This window comes from Microbulbifer maximicatervae (SeqCode) (assembly GCF_052467695.1).
Window position 1 is genome coordinate 1,048,805 of the sequence record NZ_CP174320.1, and the last position, 24,064, is coordinate 1,072,868.

The window sequence follows — 24,064 nt, forward strand, 5'->3', positions numbered from 1 at the left end:
AAAATTCCTAGTAAATAGATGTTATTAGTAGTATGCGGCGATTCTGGCCGCAGCTGACTGAGGAGAATAGTAGTATTTTTCCAACTAAAGTTTATATTTATCAAACTTTAATTATATCTACAGCCAGAAACCATCTCAGCGCCCCAGGAAGTGCAGCTATGAGCAAAACCAAAAACGCCCTGGGAGGCCGCCTCAGCGATATGGATTTGCGCCTGTTGCGCGTCTTCCGCGAGGTTGTGCACGCCGGAGGCATCACCCCTGCCGAAGTCACCCTGAATATCAGCCGCTCCACGATCAGTGTGCATATCTCCGACCTGGAGACACGGCTGGGTATGCAGTTGTGCTTGCGCTCTCGAGGCAGGGCCGACTTCAAACTGACCCCGGAGGGGGAGGCCTTGTATCGGGCTATTTTGGAGCTCGATGGGCACCTGGATACCTTCAAAAGCCAGGTCAATGCAATCCAATCCCAACTCACCGGTACCCTGCGCCTGGTAATGCCCGACGATGTATTGGAAATACCGCAACTGAACTTGCCCGGAACTATCACCCAACTGCGTGAGAAGGCCCCGCAACTCCACCTGGAAGTACAACTGGCCGCCCCTCAGGAACTCGAGCTGGAAATCCTCGCAGGCCGCGCCGATATCGGTATCAACCCCCTGCACTCACGCCGACCGGGGCTGGAGTACCAACCCCTGTTTTATCACCAATCGATTCTCTATTGCAGTAACAGCCACCCCTGTGCCCAGGTGTCAGCTATTGATGAGGAGCTACTCACCCTGCAGGAGTTAGCTGCGCCCAGTCATACTGTTCTCTCTGGTGCGGCGCACCTGTATCGATTGTTTCCCAAGCGATCCACAGCCAACCATATGGCGGCCAGGTTGGCGATGATACTTTCTGGATGCTTTGTGGGTTTCCTACCGGAATACCTGGCCCGCAGATATGTCGGGGAAGGAACCCTGCTCCCCCTGCTACCGGAGAAGTTTCACTACCAAATACAAAATGCTGTCACCTTCAAAAAAAGTGCAACAACTCATCCCGCTGTGCAGCTTTTTTTGGAAGCCTTGCAAATCAATAGACAGATATAGCCACTGCTGTTTATCCCTGGTGATACTGAAATAATCGAGTCAAGAATCCAGTAAATAGAGAGATAAGCATTTTAAAAATTACCAACTACTTATGATCGGTCCTTTATTGTGGAAATTGTCATAATAATTAAATAAATTTAAACATAAAAACACAACCAAAAAGTAAATCATCTGTAACTTAATGCGCCACAGTGGTAATCTCCTCCTCCAATAGAATTACAGGGATAACCCGTGATAGATTTTAAAAACTCACCAGTATTTAAACTCAAGCCTATAGATATCTCTGAATCCAGGGATGACTTTAATAAGTTCCTGATCGAGGGGGAATTTATTTTTGCAGGTTTTAAAACTATTCGCGATCAGGTAGTTTTCACCAACAAACGCATTATTGCCGCCAATGTTCAGGGTATCACGGGCTCAAAAGTAGACTACACCTCTTTGCCTTTCAGCAAGATACAAGCATTTTCTGTTGAGACCGCTGGCACTTTTGATCTGGACTGTGAAATAGAAGTTTATTTAAGCGAGATCGGTAAGGTAAGGTTCGAAATAAGAGGTTCTTTCGATCTTATTCAGTTCAACAAATATATCAGCCAATACATATTGGACTGATATCAACCCTTAGTAAATATACAAAATAACTGGGGCTCAGCAGCCCCCACAACTTTATCAATCAACCCGATAGCAGAGAGGGATGTCCATGTCGCAAATCTGGTTAGAAAGCCTAATTACTGAAAATGCACAACAAGGCTTTGAACTTGCAATGAAACTATCCAGGATGGGAGTAAAATACACCCAGCCTTCAGATGAAGTACGGGGTAAGCTAAGGTCCGCCTATGAGGAAAATGCAGACAGCCTGATCGCCTCCTCTCAGGTTGTTGCCATTAACTTCCAAACCGTTGCAGCAGCCAATAATTACTGGCGCGGCTAAATGATTAAGAATGCGTTATCTTTATGGAACGGGTAACGCATTCTAGATCTGTAAAGCTTCGAACAATCCCCCTTCATCTTATCCTCAAGAATTTATGGCTTTTAGTACTACAAGCACTCTGATTTTGTACTAAAAATTAGCCATCACGATAGATAGCTGCAAGATCGTCATATTCACTGTTGACGCTCTCGACCTTATTGATATTTATAAACATTGCGATACTGCCTTTGGCACAAGATAGATTAACTCAACGATTAGTAATATTGCGCCTCAAATGGGAAGGTGAATGAGATGGAATACAATGACGATGAAAAGTACTTAATTCAACTTTGGGAATCCCATACCGAGGCCGAATTTGATCTAAAAGATGCCGACGCCGCAATTGCTACCATGATAGAAAATCCCGTATTAATTCATGTACCGGTTAATACCGGCGCAACGGGAAAAGAACCCCTGCGAAAATTTTATAGGGAAATATTTATTCCTCAAATGCCAGCAGATATAAATTTACAGCTTCTTTCCCGCACCGTGGGCAAAGACAGCTTAGTCGATGAGTTTATTCTTCATTTTACCCATTCTATTCGTATGGATTGGTTCGCACCTGGTATCGAAGCAACAGGGAAGAAGCTATCAGTCCCCCATGTGGGAATTATTAGCTTCTCCAATAGAAAAATCAGCTCTGAGCATATTTACTGGGACCAAGCGACTGTCTTGGATCAATTGGATATATTGCAGTCAGGTCTACCGGTAACAGGAAGTAGTCAATGTCATCGTTTGCTAAATAGTAATGCTCCGGCAAATGAGCTGATACCGTAAATTTTATACCCAACGGGTAAAACCCAAGCCGGCAACCAATCTGACTAATCAGTCACGCAAGGGTCGACAAAAATACCCATAACTGAATCCAAAGCGTGGGCATTTGCGTCTAACTACTGTAATTTAAAGAAATGATATAGCGATTAGGATTTGCGGTAACATTTATAGATTACCGTTTTCACTAATATATTTTACCGAATTGGTAGGGGTAGTTATGCGAACACTTGGAAATTTCCTCTGGTTTATCCTTGGCGGTGTCTTTATGGGACTCTGCTGGTGGTTTTGCTCGCTGATTGCCTTTATCAGTATTATTGGTATTCCCTGGGGAAGAGCCTGCTTTGTAATCGGCAAATTTTCCTTTTTCCCTTTCGGCAAGGAGGCAATTTCCCGAGAAGAACTCACCCTGCGCGGTGATATTGGGACAAGCGGCTTTGGTTTAGTCGGAAATATTATCTGGTTCCTATTGGCTGGTATCTGGCTTGCTATTGGCCACCTTCTGCATGCTATTGCCTGTTTTATTACCATTATTGGTATACCTTTTGGTTTGCAGCACCTTAAGCTTGCGGCAATTTCACTCTCTCCGATAGGAAAGACTATTGTCAGCAAGGAAGTAGCCCATTCCGCTAAAATGCGTAATGCAGATGTTGAAGTGACCAGATTAAGAAGTGGTACTTAAGTAAACATACATTAACAATGATATCGTACCAACTTGGGGCTATTACTAAAATAGCCCTGAGTTCTCAAGCCTCATCGTATTAACTCGATCATAAAAACTTTCAGATCAGAAAAATCACTCTATTAATTTTGTTATAAGTAGATACGATTAATTTATGGTATTCAATTTTGAATCCATCCATTAATATCAAATTCAGAGCTATTCATTTCGTACGGCAATTAGGCAACCTATAGAAACTAAATAATAAAATAAGGATATTTAATGAAAAACATAGCAAGACAAATCTCTGGCTCAATTATACTTTCTTTGGGGCTTATTGGCCTGGATGCCTATGCGGATCCAGTAAAAAATACAGAGCCCGCACAGGTTATGCTTTTTGGTAGTTTTCATTTTAGCAACCCCGGTAAGGATATGGTGAAAACACAAGTTATTAATGTTTATACCGAAGAAAATCAAAACTATTTGGAAGACTTATCCTCACGGATTGCCACTGACTCACCAACACATGTTCTTCTGGAATGTCACACCAATGACGAAAGCAAAATGAACCTTCGCTTTGCCAAATATATTAAAGGTGAGCATAAGTTAAATATAGGAGAAAGCGAACAACTGGGATTTAGGGTAGCCAAGAAGGCGGGCCTATCAAAAGTAAATTGCTATGATTCGGATCAGGATCTTCCTTACGGCGAGCTTTTATCCTATCTGGAGAAGAGTTCTCCCGAGAGGAAAAAGTTGATAGATGATTACCTTGAAGCCTGGGGAAAACGCTTCAATGACTTGTATGCCTCATCAACCTTGGAGCAAGCTCTTGATAAACACAATGACCCCGCCGAAGACAAAGTAAACCTAGGCTCCTATATAATGCTCAATGACGTTGGCCAAGGTGATAACTTTATAGGGGCCGATCTATCCTCCAAATGGTGGTCCAGAAACTTCCGTATGTATGCCAATATCCAAGCCGTCGCCCAACCGGGTACCAAAGTTTTCGTTCTAGGTGGACAGGGGCATAGCTCTATAATGAGACCGATGCTCGAATTGGATGATAAACGTGAAACCTGGGATGTCCGCAGTTATTTCTAAAGAAGGCTCAACACCAAAGTCAGCCCCTTAGGGGAGGAGCCCTGCCACTGGTTTTATAGATAGAGTAGAACTTTATCTACACCCCAAAGGCAGGGCGCTATGGATATCTATAAGACCTTATTATTCGGTATTCTTTTCAGTCTAATACCACCGTGTACAGCTGAAGAACCCCCTAAAGAAGTACAGGTATCGGCAGGAAAGCTTGAAACACTTCCCTCCCTGACACTGGAAGGACTTGCTGAGCGCCCAATTCATGTATGGCTGCCTGATCAATATCCTACACAGAAACCCTATGCCGTCCTTTATATGCACGATGGACAGATGCTGTTCGACAGTAAAACCACCTGGAATGGTCAGGAGTGGGGCATGGATGAAGTCGCCTCTCGGTTAATAGCAGAAAAGAAGGTACGTCCCTTCATAGTTGTCGCTATCGATAACATTGAGACACTTCGCCACGGTGACTACTTCCCCCAGAAAGCTCGGAGTTTTTTACCTAAAGAACCTTCACAGGTCCAACATCCATTTAACCAAGCCAAATTGCGCGGGGATCTTTACTTACAATTTTTGGTGGCCAAGGTTAAACCCTATATTGATAGTCATTACGCTGTGAGTAGTGATCCCAGCGACACCTTTATTGCCGGCGCGAGTATGGGGGGATTGATATCACTCTATGCGGTCACAGAGTACCCCGAAGTGTTCTCTACGGCTGCAGCTATATCCACCCATTGGCCAGGGATTAACCCTAACGACAAACTACCGATAGCTGAGGCTATTCGCGACTATCTAGAGGCAAATTTACCTAAGCCTGGAAGTCACCGGTTTTATTTTGACCATGGTACAGAAACCCTGGATGCTTATTACCCGCCTCTGCAACGGGCTGTGGATAAAATCATGCGCCAGAAAGGGTATTCCTATTCAAATTGGCAAACCCAAGTATTTGAGGGTCATGCCCATGATGAGAAATCATGGAATTCTAGACTCGATGAAATATTAATATTTCTATTTGGAAACCCTCAAACAGACGCTTGAATTACTTTTTTATTTCAGATGCCGGCGTCTATATAAATAAAAGACATGGTTGCCGGCATTCCAACTTATCCCTTAAGACTACTTTGCTACTTTGTGGCATCCAACAATAGTTCTGCAACTACACTTCTCTATCAAGCTCCCAATAGTTTTTGGCAGACAAATAACTATTGCGATTGAAGCTTTTCCTAACGCATCACTTCTTCTGCGACAAGAATGAAACGTAAAAGCCGAACTGTTCTTTTAATACCTGGAATTTTTGATCGAGGAACCTCCTTACTTAGAATGCAGCACGAATTAGCTGCCGAAAATTATGACGTACACTATATCCACCTACGCTATAACTCCGGCTGGCATGGTATGGAACACCTTTCGTCCCAGCTTCTCGCAAAATTGGAGCACATCGTAGATAAAGAAACTACCTGTACCCTGGTGGGATTCAGCATGGGAGGGATAATCGCTCGGTATTATTTACAAGCCCTTAATGGTTTGGAGCGGGTGCATAAATTTATATCAATTTCCTCTCCCCACCATGGTAGTTACTGGGCAAACTTTCTTCCTTACAAAGGTGGGAAACAATTGCGGATCGGCAGTGATTTTTTACGCGCGTTGAACTTAGGCATTCAAAAATTGGAGGTTACCGAGCCGGCTTCAATTTGGACACCCTATGACATAACCATTATGCCCCATAGTAGTGCTATCCTGGGCTTGGGAACATCCTACGAAGTTCCAGTGATACTACATCGAATGATGCCGCTAAGTAGCAAGGTAATTTCATTACTAAAACAGGAAATTAAATCAGGACTGGATTAAGAAGCTCACTGACAGAAACTAGCTTTAATTTTATGAGTTTAACGAGAAGTAAGGCATGGACAGCCCAGAAGAAAAAACTTCGATTACAGATAAGGCAATTCACAACTACTATCGAAAATTTGAAAGCCTGATTGCCTTAATTTTGACTTTTATTATTGTTGTAATCGTAATAGTCGCGATCAGTCGATTGGGATATTCTGTATACAATATGTTACTGGTGGGCATGCAGGACCCTCTGGACCACAAAGTATTTCAAACAATATTTGGCGAGATTATTACTTTACTGATTGCACTGGAATTTAGCCATACACTTCAATATGTAGTTACACGTCAACAGAGTATTATTCAAACCAAAGTTGTCGTACTTATTGCTATTTTGGCTTTATCCAGAAAATTTATTATTTTAGATCTGGATAAGGTCAATGCTGGCGAACTTTTGGGATTATCTACTGCCACTCTCGCGCTGGGCCTTACTTACTTAATATTGAAGCTTAAAAATAGTAACTAAGGGTACTATTGCAAACCAGACAGTAATCCGGGGTGGAGGAACACCTCCACCCTCTCACTATATTAACTATCTTCACGTAGAGCGTGATGTAACCTTACCGGTGGGGTCTTACGGGCTTTCTTACTGCGCATACGTAAATTGAGGAACTCCACAGCCATTGAAAACGCCATGGCAAAGTAGATATATCCCTTAGGTACATGGACATCAAACCCTTCAACCACCAGAGTTAAGCCCACCATAATTAAGAAGGATAGTGCCAGCATTTTAACGGTAGGATGACGATCAACAAAATCCCCGATTGGTTTAGCCGCTACCAACATAACGATTACCGCCAGAATAATCGCTATTGCCATAATTGAAATCTCGTCGACCAATCCGACAGCGGTAATTACAGAATCCAAGGAAAAGACAATATCCAATAGTGCAATTTGTAGTAGCACCATCCAAAATCCTGCACTGCCGAGCGAGGATGCACTCTCCTCCTCGCCCTCGAGACTATTGTGAATTTCATGGGTAGCTTTAGCGATTAGGAACAGCCCTCCGCCAACCAAAATAATATCGCGGCCTGAAATTTCCATGCCATAGATGCTAAATAGTGGCTCGACCAAGCCCATAATCCATACAATAGAGAAAAGCAGAGCCAACCGGGTCACCATTGCCAGGGTAAGACCAATAAAGCGCGCGGGCTCTCTCTGTTTTGGAGGCAACCGTCCAACCAAAATGGAGATAAAGATAATATTATCGATGCCCAGCACTATCTCCAGGGCCGCCAATGTGGCCAATGCTATCCAGGCCTCAGGACTGGCTATCCACTCAAACATACGGTCTAATCCTTATATCATTTATTATTTAATGAGCCTTTAATGGACAAATATTTTATTTTTCTACTCTGGCTTTATCACCTCAAAATCTAGGTATCTTCCTCCAGCCAAGCTTTCGCCTCAGTTTCTGATTCAAATGTTCGATATTCACCACCAATAAACCAGCTACCTACTTTTCCGGCGACTTTTAGCCAGCGCTTATCTGAAAGTACGGCAACCCGGTTAAACTCCCGGCCGTATTCAATACCCAACTTAAAATCATCCCAAGCCGCCCGAGGCTCCCACCCCTCCAATTCTCTAGCATCCATAAATACGTTTATTTTTGGGTGCTCAACTTTTTCTATTGCTGCGGTCAACATTGGCACCATGGTTTCGTAATCATCATGGGTCAACTTACCACGGGCCTTCACAGTAAGGAAAATATACTCGGATTTCTGTTCCAAACCGATAGACACACCATGAGGCGTAACAGTCATAAGACACCTGTAAATTTTTTACCAATTATCACTACATAATCCATACTTTAATCATCGAAAAAGCCATGAATTGATGAGTTAAGATAACAAGAACATATTAATTGAAAGGCGATAGATTTAAGTATTTGAATGGCTACTCTCTTACAAGCTAATAGTATCAGAACCACTGCCATCAAACTGTACCAGACAGAACTCATTTCCAAAGGGATCAGTTAATGAAGCCTTAACTCCCCATTCTTTTTGCTGGATTTCACCCTGTATCTGTCCACCAGCATCGACCACCTGCTCTATTACCAGAAGCAAATCCTCTACAACAATATCCATATTTACCGGCGTCCAGTGCCGATCATAGCTACCTATATTTTTTTTACTGTTTATCGGCCAGATCCCCGAATCCCTTTGCTGTAGAAATATAGGCACAGTGCCACCGAGCATCTCAATCATATCCGTTCCCAGGCGGCGACCTTCGTAGAGGCCAAATGCATCTCGATAAAAATTGATCGCCCGGTTTAAGTCATCGACATCAATGTTGAGAAGTACTTGCATTGTGATATGCGACCCACAAAACTCCGCTTTAGTCAGCTCCTGCTGGCTTGGGTTCTCCACATTGCCAGCAGTAATCAAAAGCTGCACCGTTATCTTCCCCACATGCCTGGCAGAACCAGCTATTCGAATCCACCTCAGCCTCAGCCAGGACCTGTCGGGCTCGCTCCAAATCGCGGTCACGCTCTAACCATAATTCTGGCCAAACCTGGTTGGGGGCTAATTCACCAGTAGCCCCCTGGGCATATTCATTTTTTAATCGTGTTTTTATTCCCGCAACTTCAAGTCGACTCTTTGCCAACTCAACCAACAAGCGGTTTTCATGGGTATAAATAAGTTTCATAATTGGGCCGCACAAATATCAGGAATCCCCAGATTACACAGCTATTAATCTGTAAACAAACCCGGTTTCTGCCAAGCCGGCAATCCCTGAAAATTCTCAGCGCACACCGATCAAACCACAATTTTCATATTCACAGTATTTCTCTTCTCCAACCGTAATGATCTCCAGAATAGACTCTACGGAGTCAACTGCTGAACGGCTGTTCAATAGAATTCTGCCTGAGCGATTGGCAATATATTCAAGGACAACTTTTCCTTTTCTATTGCGATGCTCAGCAATTTTCTGCCCTTTTCTGACTTGATCACCACGATTGACAAATAGCCTGATCCACTCTCTTTGCCTCTGCTTGAGATTGTTATTGTGAGACATACTCGTATAAATTTTTTCTGCGCTAACAAGCCCTGCTATTTCGCCAAAAATTGGCGCTTTTTCAGCATGGGCATAGGTCGCACCAATGGCACTTAAAGCCACGAATAGAACGGTAGTTTTGTTCAAATCAGCACCCCTGCACGCTATAAAACTCGTGAACTGGAATACTCATATCCTGAAAATGTCGCCCCAAACTTTTCTCAGGGCAATAAGTTAGGTATAGCTGACTAGATAATTCACGCCAGAAAATCCACTGCGCGGCGATCCGGCAGCTGGTATGAAGGTAGAGGGAGATAAATACTGACTACACCGGAGCCCTGTATGTCTAGTGGAAATTCCGGGGTGAGTGGGAAAAATGCATGAGGACCGGGAATCCGGCCCTCAAAGCTGAGAAGCTAACTCAAATCAATCCAGGTGGACTTGAGTTCACAGTACTTATCCAGCGCGTGTAGCGACTTATCGCGGCCATTTCCAGACTGCTTAAAACCGCCAAATGGTACGGTGATATCACCGCCAAAATAGTTATTTACCCAAACAGAGCCGGCGTATATATCCCGGGCCATACGGTGGGCACGCCCCAGGTTATTGGTCCAGATACCCGCCGCCAGGCCGTAGATTGAGTCGTTGGCAATGGCGAGTGCTTCTTCCTCTGTCTCGAACTCGATAACAGACAGTACCGGGCCAAAGATTTCTTCACGGGCGATCGTCATGTCACCGGTGACACCGCGAAATACCGTTGGCTCATAGTAGTAACCGCCTGCTACTTCATCTACCGGTTTGCCGCCGCAAACCAATTGGGCACCCTGCTCCAGGCCCTTGGCCACGTAAAATTCAACCGTATCAAACTGGCTGCGATCGATCAGGGCACCCATACGGGTACTTGGGTTTTGCGGATGCCCGGGCTTAAAGCACTCTGCCGCTTTAGCCACCTTTTGAATAAATTCATCGGCAATAGATTTTTCAACCAGCAGACGCGACCCGGCGGTACAGGTCTCCCCCTGGTTGTAGAAAATGGCCAGGGCCGCTGCTTCGGCCGCCTTATCCAGATCTGCATCGGCAAATACAATATTCGGGCTTTTACCGCCGAGCTCAAGGAAAGTACGCTTGAGGTTGGACTGACCTGAGTATTCGGTCAGGGTTTTGCCTACTTCGGTGGAACCCGTAAAGGTCAGGCAATCGATATCCATATGCAGGCCCAAGGCCTTGCCCAAGCTACTTCCCGGCCCCGGTAGCACATTTAACACACCATCTGGCAGGCCCGCTTCCTTAGCCAGGCCCGCCAGCTTAATCGCGGTCAGCGGTGTGTTAGACGCGGGCTTCAGGATAACGCTGTTGCCGGTGGCCAGGGCCGGCCCCAGTTTCCAAGCGGTAGTGGATAAAGGGAAGTTCCAGGGCACAATGGCGGCCACCACCCCCAGGGGCATACGGGTAACCAAGCCCAGCTCACCGGGGCCGGTCGGGGCCACCTCATCGTAAATCTTGTCGATTGCTTCACCGCTCCAGCGAATCGTAGTGGCCGCTCCAGGGACATCCACGGCCATGGTATCGCCAATCGGCTTACCCGCATCGAGGCTCTCGAGCAGGGCAATTTCCACCAGATTTTCTTCAATCAGCTCTGCAAAGCGCACCATAATTTTTTTGCGCTGCATTGGCGGCATTTTCGACCAAACGCCAGACTCGAAAGTTTCCCGAGCCACCTTTACCACCAAGTCCGCGTCATTTGGACCGCAACTGGCAATTTGCGCCAGCTCTTCACCATTTGCGGGATTAAAAGTGGCGCGAGTTTCACCGGAGAGAGCATCGACATAGCTGCCATTGATAAAGGCACGACCCTCGATCTTCAGTGAGGCCGCCTGAGCCTGCCATTCCTGCAGGTTTTGGGGGATATTATTTTTCGCTGACATGACACACCTCATTTAATTTGGAGATAGTTTTCCCGGTTATATCGAAAATGTGATCACAAATCAAAGAGTCATATCATAGTTGCGAATTAAGCAACCTGCGTTTCCACACGCAGCCAATCATCTTCCAACTGCATCGCCAGATTATCGCCGTGGTGTAATTCGCCCACTCCCGCCGGTGTGCCCGTCAAAACCACATCACCGGGTTCGAGCGTAAAGTAACTGCTGACATAGGCCACCAGATCGAGAATTGGTGTCAGCATATTTTCGGTTTTACCCTGCTGGCGCAGTTCACCATTTAGCCATAGGGAATAGCTGAGCTTGTCCCAGTCCGGCAACCAATCGAGTTTCACAAAGGGAGAAAGAGGGCATGACTTATCAAACCCCTTGGCCTTTTCCCAAGGATGTCCCGCTTTTTTCAGCTTCGTTTGGAGGTCGCGCAAAGTTAAATCCAGGGAGAGGCCCAAGCCTGCTATTGCCCCGGGGACGTCTGCCACGTTGGCATTACTCAAGCGCTTACCAATCAACAGGGCAAGCTCCCCTTCAAAGTGGCAACTGCCGCGCCCCGCTGGTAAATGGATGGTTTCTACCATAGGTACCGCAGCTGTTGCCGGCTTGATAAATAGTAGGGGTTCTTCTGGCACCGGATTATTTAACTCCGCCGCGTGGTCTGCGTAATTGCGTCCCACACAGACAACCTTCCCCAAACCAAACGGTACTTCACTGCCACAGGTAAATTGATGTTGGTACATAGATAAACAAGATAGTTAGGATAGAAATTTCGAATAAAGCCTTGGAGGCTGCATGTGCTATGATCGCGCCTTCGCCAAAATTGCGGCACCCCCGAAGAAGTGATCTAAGCACTTTGCACCTGTTATTCGCACTCAGTGAAGAGATAGTTTATGGCTCCGCACAGTTCCGATCAAAAGAAGTCCCTGCAAAAAGATAAAATCCGCATCCTGTTGCTGGAAGGCGTACACCAGTCCGCCGTCGACTTACTCAGCTCCCGAGGCTACACCAATGTGGAGTACCTCAAGACCTCCCTGCCTGAAGATCAATTGATCGAGAAAATTGCCGATGCGCACTTTATCGGTATTCGCTCGCGTACCCAGTTAACCCGCAAAGTGTTGGAGCATGCGTCCAAACTGGTAGCTGTAGGCTGTTTTTGCATCGGCACCAATCAGGTGGATCTACAGGCGGCGACAGAACTGGGTATCGCGGTATTTAATGCGCCCTACTCCAATACTCGCAGCGTTGCCGAGCTGATTATTGCCGAAACTATTTTTATGCTGCGCGGTATTCCAGAGAAAAATGCTGTGTGTCATCGCGGCGGCTGGCAGAAGTCAGCGGTGGGCTCATACGAGGCCCGGGGCAAAACCCTGGGCATTATCGGCTACGGCGCTATCGGCTCCCAGGTTTCTGTTATGGCCGAAGCTATCGGGATGCGAGTCAGATTCTACGATGTGATTACCAAATTGCCGCTGGGCAATGCCACCCAAGTAAACTCACTTCCGGAATTGTTGGCAGAATCCGATGTGGTCTCCCTGCATGTACCAGAGTTGCCTTCCACCAAAATGATGATGGGCGCCGAGCAGATCGCGCAGATGAAGCCCGGCAGTATTCTCCTCAACGCCTCTCGCGGCACTGTGGTAGATATTGATGCCCTGGCAGAAGCACTGAAGAGCAATCACCTGGCCGGTGCGGCGATCGATGTCTTCCCGGTTGAGCCCCGTGGCAACAGCGACGAATTCGTCTCTCCCCTACGCGGAATCGACAAGGCGCTGCTGACCCCTCACGTAGGTGGCTCCACTGTGGAGGCCCAGGAGAATATCGGTACAGAAGTATCGGAGAAACTCGCTCACTACTCCGATAACGGCACCACCACCAGTTCTGTGAACTTCCCGGAAGTGGCACTGCCCGGTCACCTGGATACCCACCGCCTGCTGCATATTCACAAGAATGTGCCCGGTGTACTGAGCGCTATCAACCAGGTGTTCTCAGAAAATGCCATCAATATCTCCGCACAGTTCCTGCAAACCAATGAGACAGTGGGCTATGTAGTGATCGATGTGGACGCAGAGTATTCTGATCTGGCACTGGAAAAATTGAAGAGTATCCCCGGCACCCTGCGCTGCCGCGTGCTTTTCTAAGCCTTTCGGTCGTTGGCGGGTACCCACAAATACCCGCCAATGACACGCCAATCGGAGCCTTCCTCGCGGTAAAAAAGATTGATCCCCCCCGGCCACCGCTTCTACAATGGCCAGACCTATTCTTTTGCTTCAGGCCCAGGTGACCACATCCACGTGCCACCCCTGAATCAAAGCCAGAGTTATCCACAGCAGGTGCTCCCTTGCGTAGTAATGATTCCGCCTCAACCGGCCTTCTCGCCGGGATTTCCGCCTTCCTCATTTGGGGGCTGGCGCCACTGTACTTCAATAAATTACAGGATATTCCCGCTGCGGAAATCCTTGCCCACCGCAGTATCTGGTCGCTAGTACTCGCTATTGGTATTCTGTTGGTTGTACGCAAAATGCCGGACTTTCTGGCAACCCTGCGCGACGGCAAGAAGATGCGGATGCTGGCCCTGACCACGGTATTGATCGGCGGTAACTGGCTGGTGTTTATCTGGGCGATCAATAACGGCCATTTGCTCGAAGGCAGCCTGGGTTACTACATCAATCCACTGATCAATATTTTGCTGGGGGTCCTGTTCCTGGGTGAGAAACTGCGGCGACTACAATGGATCGCTGTGGCACTGGCAGCTACCGGCATTGCCTATGAGCTTTGGCAGTTTGGTCGCATACCGATCATTGCCCTGTTCCTGGCCTGCTCCTTTGCCCTATACGGTTTGGCCCGCAAGCAGGCCCCAGTGGAAAGCCTTACCGGCCTCGCGGTGGAAACTCTCTTTATATTGCCAGTGGCCGTAATCTACCTGTTTTGGAGCGACAGCCCCACCAGCAACTTGCTGAACAACAGCCTGGAGTTAAACAGCTTACTGCTCTTTGCCGGCCCCATTACCCTGGTTCCCCTGCTGCTATTCACGATCGCCGCGCGCAGGCTCAACTTATCCACATTGGGTTTCCTGCAATACATCGGCCCCACACTGATGCTGGTGGTCGCCACCCAGGTATTGGGCGAGTCTTTCAGCGAAGAAAAGCTCACCACCTTTATGTTTGTCTGGCTGGGTCTGGCACTCTACTCTGTCGATGCGTTGGCACAGCGGAGAAAGCTGCATCTACAAGGTAAGGCAGCGCTTTAACGGTAAGACCTGTGTAAGAATGGCCGCCTAAATTAACCGAAGGCGGCCATCATGAATTACTCGCCGACAGCCAACCCACCTCAAGTGCGACTGCTACCCAGCAGGCAGCGGTCGCTGACTGTTTTGCTCGCTACGCTGCTTTGGACCCTGCTACTCAGCTTCGGCTGGAAAGGTACTTATACAGAGCTCCTACTGCAAACCAGCACAGCTGCCATATCAGCACTGGTTACTTTTTGCCTGTTCGAGCAATGGCCGCGCAACTTGCCTCAACGATTACCTCGCTGGGTAATACAGGTGGTGGGTGTGGCAATCTCTATTCCACTATCGCTGCTAATCCTGTCTCCTGCCTTGACAGAACCGGAGGCACTTCCACTTTGGCAGGACCACAGCCGACACTGGAGTTTTCTCCTGATAGCGGTGACCGGCATGTTATTCGGGCCCTGGCTCGCTATGTCTGCGCTGTTGCGCCAGCGGGATATTACTGTGCGAGAGCAGGCGCAACTTTTTGAACGGCAGCGGGGCGCCCTGGAACACCAGGCGCTCAATGCGCGGCTGCGTTTATTGCAATCCCAGGTGGCCCCACACTTCTTATTTAATACACTCGCCAATGTACAAGAGCTGGTAGAGTCTTCATCCCCTCAGGCACCCGCACTACTGAACAACCTGATTGCCTACCTGCGCGCCGCAGTACCGAAACTTGAGTCGGAGCAAAGTACCGTCGGGCAAGAGCTAACTCTGGTGCAGGCTTACCTGGGCCTGATGAAAATGCGTATGCCGGATCGCCTGGAATTTTCTATCAAGGCTGGTGACAAGGTGCGATGTCAGTCTTGCCTGCCCATGTCTCTGATGTCACTGGTTGAAAATGCCGTCCGCCATGGCATAGACCCCAGTGAGGAAGGGGGACGTATTGATATTGAAATAAAGCTGGAACAGGGCCTCTGTATTGCCACCGTCACCGATAGCGGTATCGGCATCCAGGACAATTCCAACAGTCTCGGGACAGGGTTGGCAACTTTGAGAGAGCGGCTACAACTGACCTATGGCGATAGTGCAGGCTTGCGTTTGATCGACCAACAGCCCACAGGTCTTTGTGCCGAATTGCTATTCCCTGCCGAGGAGCAAATATGAGTGCCACGCCCACCACCGCCCTAGTAGCTGACGACGAACCACTGCTGCGCCAGTCTTTGGTCCGCAAACTCAAAAGTGTCTGGCCGGAGCTGAAGGTTGTTGCGGAGGCCCGCAATGGTCGTGAAGCCGTAAAACTATTTGAAGAAAAGCAGCCCGATATCTGTTTTCTGGATATCCATATGCCGGGCAAGTCCGGTATTGAGGCAGCCCAGAGTATCGGGCGTCGGGCCCATTTAGTTTTCGTTACCGCATACGACAACTACGCCGTGGAAGCTTTTAGCCAGGGTGCACTGGACTACCTGGTAAAACCGGTAGAGATTGAGCGGCTCGCCGATACCGCCGAGCGGCTTAGGGAAAGGCTCAGCAGTTGCAAACCCGTCAATCATCAACAGGAGTTACTCGAGCAATTAGCGAGACAGCTTCAATCCAAGGAAGACAAACCATACCTGCGCTGGATTCGCGCTTCCATAGGCCAGCAATTGCGGATGATACCGGTAGAAGATGTGCACTATTTACGTTCAGATGAGAAGTATACCCTGGTCGCCTGGAGCGAATCCGGCAATAACAATCTCGAAGCCTGTATTCGCACGCCATTAAAGGATCTAACCCACCAACTTGACCCCGAACTCTTTGCCCAGGTTCATCGCTCTGTTGTCGTCAATTTAAAGGCCGTTCGCCATGTAATAAGGGACGGAGATACCGCTCAAATTACCCTGCTAAATAGGGAAGAAATACTCCCCGTAAGCCGGCGTTACTTGCATCTATTCCGCCAAATGTAATCAGTTTTTTAGTAGGGGGCATTTAAAAGCCAATTTTTTCTCCGACGTAGGTCCGTAGAGATTATCCCGAATTTATTGGACAGCATTAATTCTTGAACGAGAATTACATAAATCTCCATAAGATTGCCGGAAAGTTCAATGAGCCGCCACCTGCTTTTCCTTGCCATTCTGACACTTGCATTTATCTCGGAAAATATATTTGGCCAGGACAAAACCAACGACGTAAAGTTTGAAACTCTAGTTTCCTCTACAAAGGACTGGGAAGGACATTCCCTACCAAAAATGAAACCGGGGCAACCGGAATTAACGATTGTTAGCGTTACTATCCCGGTGGGCGAACAGATGCCCGTACACAAGCATCCAGTGCTAAATGGTGTCTATGTAGCAGAGGGCACTTTAACCATTGTACTTCCAGGACAGAAGGAAACGCTTACTCTGGGGGCAGGTAAGGCATTTATCGAAGTTACCGACAAATGGCATTATGGGCGTAATGATGGTGATACTCCGGTAACTATTATTCTCTTTTACTCCGGCCTGGAAGGACAGCCAACCACCATCTATAAAAATCCTGATGACAAACTAAGTTAATAGCAGCCTAAATCCTGATCCTTTACAAGGCATGAGTCCACGTCATCTACATACTTGACCCAAATTGTTAATCATTTTTTTGTACGTTTAAAAATGTCTGCATATCCTTGGTATGTATTTTCCGCACCGACTGGAATCTATAAAACCATGCGACTGATCGTTGATATATTTGCCACTCTTGCCCTCGGGGTGTTTTTCGCGATTTCAAGCCTGGCCGAGCAGCCTGAATCTCTGAAGCGTTACCCACCTTATGTGGAAGATGATGGCAAAATGCACATCTACTTTTGTGGAACTGGCACGCCAGATCCGGGCTATCAATACTTGCGCCATCCCGCCTGCGTTGCTATTCGCAGCAGTGGGAAACTATTCCTCGTCGATGCGGGCGAAGGAGCTACAGCAAGAATTGGCCAGCTCGGCCTTAATCTCGCCCAGCTGGACCCCATTTTTATTACCCACTGGCACTCGGATCACTTTGGTGGTTTGGCCATGGTGATCAACGAGTCCTGGTTTGTTGGTGCCGACTCGCCTATTAATGTCTACGGACCCTACGGCATCCATCGCATTTTGGATGGAATTAACAAGAGTTTTGGGCCGGACATCCTTTTTCGATCGGCAAATAGGCAGGGAATTCTCGATCCAGTCCTAGCGGTCGCCACTCCCCACCTAGTGAATATTGCCGGGGATCAAAGCGAGGTCGTACAAGATGTGTGGCACCACAGGGATACCTATGTCTCTGTGTTTGCCGTACATCACGAACCGGTTTTTCCCGCATTTGGTTACGAGATACGTTTTGGCCCCTGTAAAGTCATCATTACTGGTGATACCCATGTTTTCGATGCGCTAGAGCCAATTGAACGGGATGCCGATCTACTGATTTCTGAGGCTCTCAGCTATGCCCAATACATCAGCAAGCTGAAGCAAACCGGGGATAACCGTCGCGCTCGTTTGCGATATGAGAAGGCAAATCAAATTATCCACTACCATTCCAATACTCTGGACATTGCCAAGATGGCAACCAAAGCGGGAGTAAAATCGGTTGCCTTAACACACCTAATACCACCCCCCGTTACTGAAGCTGACAAGATCGGCTTTATTAAGGGAATGCGTAAATTCTACTCGGGCCCAATTCGGGTAATGGATGACCTGGATGAAATTGTGCTATCGGACAATGGACAGGGTACCTGTAAGGTTGAATACCCTACTAACAAAGTTCCCACAAGTGCAAAACAGACTTCGGAGAAAAGTGATAAACTCCGCAAGAAGCCAGCCTCCACACCGAGTCCCTCCGAATCCAAGAAAGCCAGTCAACAACCCGATTAACAGCAGGCTAAACAGTGTGAGCCGCATACAGTTGGCGGCTCACAAATCTTCTGGATGGCCATACCATCCCAAATCACTTATCTCACTATTCCGCACTTCAAACCATGCTTTCCGCAGCCCATGCCTAGCTGGGTAGCGCACAACTCAATATTCCAATAGGTTTCTTTGCATACAGTGACTCTAAAGAGACCACCATGGTGTCAATAGCTAGTACCCCACACCCAATAGTCTCAGTACCGTTAGCGATACAGAATCTTTACCTCTATTCACAACGGAACAACACCATAAGTACGTCTTTGCTGACCATATTCTTCTTATGAAATTCCAGCTGATTACCGTGGTTGGAATTTCATCGCAGTCCCCTTTATATGGGTACCGCGACTAGGACCTAACCGACTATTGGCTCTCTATCTGTCAATTTGATTTTACAAGGATATAAAATGACTCAAAAAGAATATGCCAGACTTTCTGGGCTTATTTATTTACTTACTATATTGTTGGGAATATTTTCTTTAGTATATGTGCCTTCTAAAATTCCCACAGCGTGGGAAAATGCATCATTAACAGCGCAAAACATCCTGGAATATGAATTTCTATATAGATTAGGAATTTTAGGCGGGATACTTCTCTATATACTATTTTCAATACTGCCACTAGCTTTATATCGCACACTTGCACCTGTAAATAGAGGATGTGCGTTGTTAATGGTTATTTTTGCTCTCACCAGTATTCCATTTACTCTACTCAATATAGTTAACAAAGTTGATGCTCTCACACTTCTTAGCGGAGCAGAATATCTCCTAATTTTTGAAAAAGAACAAATTTATACCCAGGTATTATTGTTATTAAAATCGTATAGTAACGGAATCCAAATAATCCATGTTCTCTGGGGATTATGGTTACTTCCTTTCGGATACCTGGTCTACAAATCAAACTTACTACCAAAAATACTGGGCATACTGTTAATGGCAGGATGCCTTAGCTATTTAGTAAGGTTCTGCGCAAATTTACTTTTCCCTGAATATCAAATCCCCGCTTTTATTAGAGTACCCGCCTCTCTAGGGGAGATCGGAACCTGTCTATGGTTACTAATTATGGGCGTTAGAACTCCACCAACTATTACCGAATCAAATCAAAAGTTATCTACCAGTAAGATCGAGGGAATGTCATGAACGATAAAGACAACTTAAAGAGCACATCGACCAAGCTCACTGACAGTCATATAGATGTTAAGATTAAAATAGCCGGGCTATGGGCTTCAGTAGTACTACTTTACATCTATGGGGATTTCTTTGGGCTATTTAGGACAGGAAAAATAGATAGAATAATTGAGGGGTTCGGGCCATTTGGAGCGGTCACACAAGAGTCACTACTTACTGTATCAATCATTGTGTCACTCCCCTGTATTATGGTTGCCCTTACTTTATTACTTAAACCATCTATCTCTCGCTGGATAAATATTATTACATCCTCAGCTTTCATTATTTTCTTATTTGTAACATTTTTAATGTCCACCTGGTATTTCTACTTCTATCTGGGATTTATCGAGATTATTCTAAAATTAGCTATTATTTGGCTGGCTTGGCGCTGGCCTCATGAGGAGTATTAATAGAGTTTTTGACCAAAGGAGAAGGAAAGAACATATTGTACTTGGGCACCGCCGCATAAGGCATGGATGGCGTCTTCGACCTTATCGGGGAAATTTACAGAGCGTTCATTTCTTCTAACTAAGGAGCCTCTAAATAACTCCGTAATGCCTCTGCGGGTCTTGAAGGCTGCAGATGTTAGGCGCAGCTAGCCGCGAATGGCCTAGTCCTTTGCAAGAGCTGCAACGCAGCAGCTGTGGCCTTCAAGGCCCGCCCTTCGGGGCTTACAGAGAGACTCACACTCCGCGTTGCGACTTCTTGAAAGGTCTAGACATTCCTGCGAAGCCGCGCCTTGATTGTGAACCGCTCTGTATGCCAGAGGTATCACGGAGTTATTCAGAGGCTCCCTAAGTAGATTCGCTAAGGCTTTTCGAGTGAAAAGTGCAAGTCAAAACTCTGCGAGTTGAGCGATACAAGTTATCGCTCACAGCCTATTTGGTTAACCACTCATCCATCGCCGCTAATATTTGATGGCGATAAGGTTGGGTTTCGTTAATCATCTGGTGCCGGGCACCGCGTATCAATACCCGGTGGCAATTGGGAAAACGATTCCGAACAGCATGAAGACCATAACGCCAATCAACGGTTTTATCATCCGTTCCCTGAACCAAAAGGATCGGGCGCGGGTTACGTGCCGTGCGGGGAAATGTCTGCAACCAATCCACCATCGCCCTGAGCCAGCTCATAGAGATTGATTGAGATTGAAGGGGGTCCCTAAGTGCCTGACGTCGAGAAAACTCCACATCGTGGGTATTTATCGTAAAGGCCCGGCCGGGTTCGCGGATAAACAAGCGGCCCACATAATATTTCCAGCGATTTAGCCAGGCCCAGTTTGACGGCCTTACCAAGGGAGCCAACAAAAAGACCTTATCCAGAGGCTGCCAGCGGCTGTATTGCAGATGGGCCAGTAGTGCAGCGCCACCGGTGCTCTGGCCCATTGCATGCCAGGGCCCGGGCAATTTATTTCGCGCAATTTCCAACAGTCCATCAAACGCCTGGCGGTATTGCAGGAAAGTATGGATAGCTACACGCTCACCACTGGATAAACCATGTCCGGGGAAATCAAAAATCACTACATTGAGATCCCGCTCCAGGCCAAAGCGGATTGCCGGACCATAAATACCCGTATGATCAAAATAGCCATGGCAAATAAACAAGGTGCCCTTGGGATTCTCGACCATCCAATACTGTGAAACCAGTTCAAATCCGGCAACTTTAAAAGTGCCGACTCCGGTCTTATGGGCTCGGGGAAAATGCAAATCGTAAAAATTACGATAATCCCGCAGCTCTTTGCACAGAGGGGTTTCGTCAGCGCCGAAATCCAGTTCAGGCAACTTCTGACGCAATGCCGAGTAGTCCGGGCGCTTTATTACCGGGCTATTATCGTAGGTGCTGAGGTCTTGCAAAGTATCCATTAGTGCAATGGTACTGCATTTTGGCGGTAGGGGTAGTGATATCGTAGCGGGAAAGACAACCTGAAAAGAAAAAGGTGGGCATAGAGCCCACCTCTTCGCAACAGTGGAAGACTGTTACTTGATTTGCGGCTCCAGCTCACCGGCAGCGTAGCGTTCGCTCATAACATCGAGGCTAACAGGGCGAATCTTGCTGGCATTACCAGCAGTGCCAAACGCCTCATAACGAGCGATACAGATTTCCTTCATCGCCTGCATAGCGGCTTTGTAGAACTTGCGCGGGTCAAACTCGGATGGGTTCTGAGCCAGGAAGCGACGTGTGGCACCAGTCGAGGCCAAGCGCAGGTCGGTATCGATATTGACCTTGCGCACACCGTACTTGATACCTTCACAGATCTGCTCAACAGGAACGCCGTAGGTTTCCGGGATCTCACCACCAAACTCATTGATTACAGCCAGCCACTCCTGGGGTACAGAAGAGGAACCGTGCATTACCAGGTGGGTGCCTGGAATACGAGCGTGAATCTCTTTGATACGGTCGATGGCCAGGATGTCCCCGGTAGGCGGACGAGTAAACTTGTAAGCACCGTGGCTGGTACCGCAGGCAATTGCCAGGGCATCCACCTTGGTTTTCTGTACGAAGTCAGCGGCCTCTTCCGGATCGGTCAGCAGCTGGTCGTGGGACAGCTTGCCCTCAGCGCCAACACCGTCCTCCTCTCCCGCCATACCTGTTTCCAGGGAACCCAGACAGCCCAGCTCACCTTCAACAGAAACACCACAGGCGTGGGCCATATCCACCGCGCGCTTGGTGACATCTACGTTGTATTCGTAAGAAGCCGGGGTCTTGCCGTCTTCCTCAAGGGAGCCGTCCATCATCACTGAGCTAAAGCCCAGTTGGATAGAGCGCTGGCAAACGGCGGGGCTGGTGCCGTGATCTTGGTGCATAACTACCGGGATCTCAGGGAACTCCTCAATAGCCGCAAGGATAAGGTGGCGCAGGAAGGGAGCGCCGGCGTACTTGCGGGCGCCCGCAGAAGCTTGAACGATTACTGGAGAATCGGTCTCTTTGGCCGCTTCCATAATCGCACGCATCTGCTCTAGATTGTTTACATTAAATGCGGGTACACCGTAGCCATGCTCTGCGGCATGGTCCAACATTTGGCGCAGGCTGATAAGAGCCATAATTAATTCCTTTCTCGTCTACTCGTAGTATTTGTATTTTTGCTTTTATGACCTGCCTGCAAATTGCGACAGGCCTTATTTTTCGTTATTTAGTCTTGTGCGCGGCTTTCCAGTATAGCGACCGCTGGAAGCTTCTTACCTTCAACATATTCAAGGAAGGCACCGCCACCCGTGGAGATATAGGAAACCTTGTCGGCAATGCCATACTTATCCACAGCTGCCAGGGTGTCGCCGCCACCAGCTATAGAAAACGCTGCGCTCTCGGCAATGGCTTTAGAGAGGTGCTCGGTACCGTTGCCAAACTGGTCAAATTCAAACACACCTACAGGACCATTCCAGATAATGGTTTTCGCACTGCTGAGAATATCTTCCAGTTTCTCGGAGGATTTCGGACCGATATCAAAAATCATATCGTCTTCAACCACAGCATCGGCACTTTTGGTTTCCGCTGCGGCGGATTCACTGAACTCTTTACCTGTGACGACATCAGTTGGCACAGGAATATCACACTTCTGCATCAGGGCCTTGGCGGTATCTACCAGATCGTGCTCGCAAAGGGACTTGCCCACTGGCTTGCCGCTGGCTGCCAGGAAGGTATTGGCAATACCACCACCAACAATCAGCTGATCGACTTTGTCAGCCAGGCTTTCGAGTACCGTCAATTTTGTAGAAACTTTGGAACCACCAACAATAGCAACCAGCGGGCGCGCCGGTTCAGCCAGGGCTTTCTCCAATGCGTCCAGCTCAGCAGCCAACAGAGGGCCGGCGCAAGCAACCGGGGCAAATTTAGCCACACCATGGGTGGAAGCCTGGGCCCGGTGGGCAGTACCAAAGGCATCCATCACGAAGATGTCGCACAATTGCGCATAGGCCTTTGCCAGAGACTCATCGTCCTTTTTTTCACCGCTGTTGAAACGTACATTTTCCAGCAGGGCAACTTCCCCATCGGCCAGTTCAACGCCATCGCGCCACTCTTTGACCAGCGCCACATCACGGCCCAACAGCTCACCCAGGTGTGCAGCAACAGGGGCCAGGGAGAATTCTTCCGCGTACTCCCCCTCTGTGGGGCGCCCCAGATGGGACATCAACAGCACTTTAGCCCCGGCTTCGATGGCGGCTTTTATCGTCGGTAGTGCCGCGCGAATACGTGCATCGGAAGTTACACGACCGTCCTTAACCGGTACATTCAGGTCCTCACGGATAAGTAAGCGCTTACCAGCGAGATCGAGATCTGCCATCAGTTTGACCGCCATTAGCCAATCCTCTTCTACTTCGATTAACTGAAAAATGTGGGCGGCGATTATATCAACTGGAACCTATCGATGCCGATATTAAAATCAGGGGAATACGTTGTTATAACAGCCA

The 24,064-nt window shown here is 47.7% G+C and carries 27 protein-coding genes; 17 read left to right on the forward strand and 10 right to left on the reverse strand.

Annotated features, from left to right (window positions below):
* Window positions 1–158 precede the first annotated feature (158 nt).
* From ACJJI8_RS04420 to ACJJI8_RS04460, 9 genes are all read left to right on the forward strand, one after another.
* Window positions 159–1,085: a LysR family transcriptional regulator gene (locus ACJJI8_RS04420; protein WP_444934399.1), complete on the forward strand. Its 927-nt coding sequence runs from the start codon at window positions 159–161 to the stop codon at window positions 1,083–1,085.
* 231 nt (window positions 1,086–1,316) lie between these two features.
* Window positions 1,317–1,694, forward strand: a complete 378-nt coding sequence (locus tag ACJJI8_RS04425; RefSeq protein ID WP_282930901.1) for a PH domain-containing protein — start codon at window positions 1,317–1,319, stop codon at window positions 1,692–1,694.
* Between the two features lie 82 nt (window positions 1,695–1,776).
* Window positions 1,777–2,013, forward strand: a complete 237-nt coding sequence (locus ACJJI8_RS04430; protein ID WP_444911706.1) for a hexameric tyrosine-coordinated heme protein — start codon at window positions 1,777–1,779, stop codon at window positions 2,011–2,013.
* Between the two features lie 291 nt (window positions 2,014–2,304).
* On the forward strand, window positions 2,305–2,829 hold the full coding sequence (locus tag ACJJI8_RS04435) for a hypothetical protein (RefSeq protein WP_444934400.1): 525 nt from the start codon (window positions 2,305–2,307) through the stop codon (window positions 2,827–2,829).
* Window positions 2,830–3,043: 214 nt separating this feature from the next.
* Window positions 3,044–3,505, forward strand: coding sequence for a YccF domain-containing protein (locus tag ACJJI8_RS04440; RefSeq protein WP_444911708.1), 462 nt, complete (start codon window positions 3,044–3,046; stop codon window positions 3,503–3,505).
* A gap of 261 nt (window positions 3,506–3,766) precedes the next feature.
* Window positions 3,767–4,585 carry a DUF5694 domain-containing protein gene (locus ACJJI8_RS04445; protein ID WP_413663639.1) on the forward strand — a complete coding sequence of 273 codons (819 nt, stop codon included), beginning with the start codon at window positions 3,767–3,769 and terminating at the stop codon, window positions 4,583–4,585.
* A 99-nt stretch (window positions 4,586–4,684) separates the two neighbouring features.
* Window positions 4,685–5,614, forward strand: a complete 930-nt coding sequence (locus ACJJI8_RS04450; protein ID WP_444934401.1) for an alpha/beta hydrolase — start codon at window positions 4,685–4,687, stop codon at window positions 5,612–5,614.
* Window positions 5,615–5,827: 213 nt separating this feature from the next.
* The gene (locus ACJJI8_RS04455) at window positions 5,828–6,424 is read left to right on the forward strand and encodes a lipase family alpha/beta hydrolase (protein ID WP_444911710.1); all 597 of its coding nucleotides are present in this window, start codon (window positions 5,828–5,830) and stop codon (window positions 6,422–6,424) included.
* Window positions 6,425–6,479: 55 nt separating this feature from the next.
* Window positions 6,480–6,932 carry a phosphate-starvation-inducible PsiE family protein gene (locus tag ACJJI8_RS04460; RefSeq protein ID WP_282930894.1) on the forward strand — a complete coding sequence of 151 codons (453 nt, stop codon included), beginning with the start codon at window positions 6,480–6,482 and terminating at the stop codon, window positions 6,930–6,932.
* Window positions 6,933–6,994: 62 nt separating this feature from the next.
* On the opposite strand, the gene ACJJI8_RS04465 is transcribed toward ACJJI8_RS04460, so the two are convergent.
* The 7 genes from ACJJI8_RS04465 to ACJJI8_RS04495 form a co-directional block, all read right to left on the reverse strand.
* Window positions 6,995–7,753, reverse strand: coding sequence for a TerC family protein (locus ACJJI8_RS04465; RefSeq protein ID WP_444934402.1), 759 nt, complete (start codon window positions 7,751–7,753; stop codon window positions 6,995–6,997).
* Window positions 7,754–7,842: 89 nt separating this feature from the next.
* Window positions 7,843–8,229 (reverse strand): SpoIIAA family protein, encoded by a 387-nt coding sequence (locus tag ACJJI8_RS04470; protein ID WP_444934403.1) that lies wholly within the window; start codon window positions 8,227–8,229, stop codon window positions 7,843–7,845.
* A gap of 141 nt (window positions 8,230–8,370) precedes the next feature.
* A complete protein-coding gene (locus tag ACJJI8_RS04475) occupies window positions 8,371–8,862 on the reverse strand; it encodes a VOC family protein (protein ID WP_444934404.1) in 492 nt (163 codons plus the stop codon).
* On the reverse strand, window positions 8,804–9,115 hold the full coding sequence (locus tag ACJJI8_RS04480) for a putative signal transducing protein (protein WP_444895823.1): 312 nt from the start codon (window positions 9,113–9,115) through the stop codon (window positions 8,804–8,806). Before ACJJI8_RS04480 ends, ACJJI8_RS04475 begins: the two co-directional genes overlap by 59 nt.
* A gap of 96 nt (window positions 9,116–9,211) precedes the next feature.
* Complete coding sequence (locus ACJJI8_RS04485) at window positions 9,212–9,610, reverse strand: hypothetical protein (protein WP_413663646.1); 399 nt, start codon at window positions 9,608–9,610, stop codon at window positions 9,212–9,214.
* Between the two features lie 269 nt (window positions 9,611–9,879).
* On the reverse strand, window positions 9,880–11,388 hold the full coding sequence (locus tag ACJJI8_RS04490; protein ID WP_444934405.1) for an aldehyde dehydrogenase: 1,509 nt from the start codon (window positions 11,386–11,388) through the stop codon (window positions 9,880–9,882).
* 86 nt (window positions 11,389–11,474) lie between these two features.
* Window positions 11,475–12,137, reverse strand: a complete 663-nt coding sequence (locus tag ACJJI8_RS04495; RefSeq protein ID WP_444934406.1) for a fumarylacetoacetate hydrolase family protein — start codon at window positions 12,135–12,137, stop codon at window positions 11,475–11,477.
* Between the two features lie 150 nt (window positions 12,138–12,287).
* Between ACJJI8_RS04495 and serA the strand changes: the two genes are divergently transcribed.
* The 8 genes from serA to ACJJI8_RS04535 all read left to right on the forward strand — a co-directional run bounded on the left by serA (window position 12,288) and on the right by ACJJI8_RS04535 (window position 20,068).
* Entirely contained in the window at window positions 12,288–13,535 is a 1,248-nt protein-coding gene (serA, locus tag ACJJI8_RS04500; RefSeq protein WP_413663649.1) for a phosphoglycerate dehydrogenase, read from the forward strand.
* A 200-nt stretch (window positions 13,536–13,735) separates the two neighbouring features.
* Window positions 13,736–14,644: an EamA family transporter RarD gene (gene rarD, locus ACJJI8_RS04505; protein ID WP_444934407.1), complete on the forward strand. Its 909-nt coding sequence runs from the start codon at window positions 13,736–13,738 to the stop codon at window positions 14,642–14,644.
* Window positions 14,645–14,695: 51 nt separating this feature from the next.
* Entirely contained in the window at window positions 14,696–15,772 is a 1,077-nt protein-coding gene (locus tag ACJJI8_RS04510; RefSeq protein WP_444934408.1) for a sensor histidine kinase, read from the forward strand.
* Window positions 15,769–16,551 carry a LytR/AlgR family response regulator transcription factor gene (locus tag ACJJI8_RS04515; RefSeq protein WP_444915277.1) on the forward strand — a complete coding sequence of 261 codons (783 nt, stop codon included), beginning with the start codon at window positions 15,769–15,771 and terminating at the stop codon, window positions 16,549–16,551. The genes ACJJI8_RS04510 and ACJJI8_RS04515 overlap by 4 nt, the downstream gene beginning before the upstream one ends.
* Window positions 16,552–16,689: 138 nt before the next feature.
* A complete protein-coding gene (locus ACJJI8_RS04520) occupies window positions 16,690–17,139 on the forward strand; it encodes a cupin domain-containing protein (protein ID WP_444895817.1) in 450 nt (149 codons plus the stop codon).
* A gap of 147 nt (window positions 17,140–17,286) precedes the next feature.
* Window positions 17,287–18,459, forward strand: coding sequence for an MBL fold metallo-hydrolase (locus ACJJI8_RS04525; RefSeq protein WP_444934409.1), 1,173 nt, complete (start codon window positions 17,287–17,289; stop codon window positions 18,457–18,459).
* Between the two features lie 440 nt (window positions 18,460–18,899).
* Window positions 18,900–19,631, forward strand: a complete 732-nt coding sequence (locus tag ACJJI8_RS04530; RefSeq protein WP_444934410.1) for a DUF4386 domain-containing protein — start codon at window positions 18,900–18,902, stop codon at window positions 19,629–19,631.
* Complete coding sequence (locus tag ACJJI8_RS04535) at window positions 19,628–20,068, forward strand: DUF6326 family protein (protein WP_413663655.1); 441 nt, start codon at window positions 19,628–19,630, stop codon at window positions 20,066–20,068. Before ACJJI8_RS04530 ends, ACJJI8_RS04535 begins: the two co-directional genes overlap by 4 nt.
* A 468-nt stretch (window positions 20,069–20,536) precedes the next feature.
* Here the strand turns inward: ACJJI8_RS04535 and ACJJI8_RS04540 are convergent, their stop codons facing one another.
* From ACJJI8_RS04540 to ACJJI8_RS04550, 3 genes are all read right to left on the reverse strand, one after another.
* Window positions 20,537–21,520, reverse strand: coding sequence for an alpha/beta hydrolase (locus ACJJI8_RS04540; RefSeq protein ID WP_282930879.1), 984 nt, complete (start codon window positions 21,518–21,520; stop codon window positions 20,537–20,539).
* A 114-nt stretch (window positions 21,521–21,634) separates the two neighbouring features.
* Window positions 21,635–22,699: a class II fructose-bisphosphate aldolase gene (gene fba / locus ACJJI8_RS04545; RefSeq protein WP_282930878.1), complete on the reverse strand. Its 1,065-nt coding sequence runs from the start codon at window positions 22,697–22,699 to the stop codon at window positions 21,635–21,637.
* Window positions 22,700–22,788: 89 nt separating this feature from the next.
* On the reverse strand, window positions 22,789–23,952 hold the full coding sequence (locus ACJJI8_RS04550) for a phosphoglycerate kinase (RefSeq protein ID WP_444934411.1): 1,164 nt from the start codon (window positions 23,950–23,952) through the stop codon (window positions 22,789–22,791).
* Between the last annotated feature and the right edge of the window lie 112 nt (window positions 23,953–24,064).